The organism is Mycoplasmopsis agassizii (assembly GCF_002276225.1).
Taxonomy (GTDB): domain Bacteria; phylum Bacillota_I; class Bacilli_A; order Mycoplasmatales; family Metamycoplasmataceae; genus Mycoplasmopsis_B; species Mycoplasmopsis_B agassizii_A.
The window spans coordinates 1-863 of sequence record NZ_NQNY01000035.1 but is presented as its reverse complement, the minus strand read 5'-3'; the positions used below and the strand labels follow the sequence as shown (position 1 = coordinate 863).

The following is an 863-nucleotide window of genomic DNA, read 5'->3' as shown; positions in this document are numbered from 1 at the left end:
TCATAAAATACGGTGTATACTCACCTAAATCAGAAGTTGTCTTAATAGTAATTGTATCAAGCGCACTTTGACTTCTTGCTTGCATTTTAAATGAACCAACAACTGAAGCTAATTTAGTTTCATCTTCTTCTTTATTAACAGTTCATTTATTATCTGTAGTAGTTGTACTTAAAGTATAACCAACAACAGCGTTAGAGTCTAGTTCTGTTACACTTTCAGCTTTTAAAGCGTTCAGTGCAACAACCATATCTTTTAAACGTGTATCAGTAGTTGTTGTTCCTTCAGTTCCCGCAGCAAGCGGTTTAAAGACATTAGATAACTTTTTCAAGTTTGTTGTATCACCACTTGTAACTGTTTTATAAGTATATTTAGCTAATTCAGCAGTTAAATAAGCTTGTCCTGTAGTAAAGCCTGTTACACTAGCATCACGACCAGTTGCACCTTCTTTATTAGTTTCTGGTGTTACTGAAGCACCTGAAAGATCATCATTATCACCTTTAGTTAATTTTCAATACTTAAGTGAATCACCTTCACCACTTGAAAGTAATAGTTGTACTTGTAATGAACCTGCAGTGTTATCTCAGTTAGTTTTTCCATCAGCAGGTGTAACTTTGATGATTTCAAATTTGAAGCCTGAATCAGTTAGACTAGCATTAATTGCTTCTAAACGACTTGCAAGCACTGTATTAATGGTTGTGTAATCACCTTCAACAACTGCTGAAGCTAATTTTGCTTGCAGTGTTTCAGAATCATTAGTTCCTGTTAATGTAAAAGTTAAGTTTGGTTCTGTCAATGCTTTATATTTTGCAAGTGCATAAGCATTTTCACTAGTAAAGCCTGTAACAGTTACTTCTTTACCTAGG

General features: G+C 34.1%; 1 protein-coding gene. It reads right to left on the bottom strand.

Annotation, left to right across the window (positions count from 1 at the left end):
• A partial coding sequence (locus CJJ23_RS05140) for a hypothetical protein (protein WP_180738055.1) occupies positions 1 to 863 on the bottom strand: 863 nt, incomplete at both ends.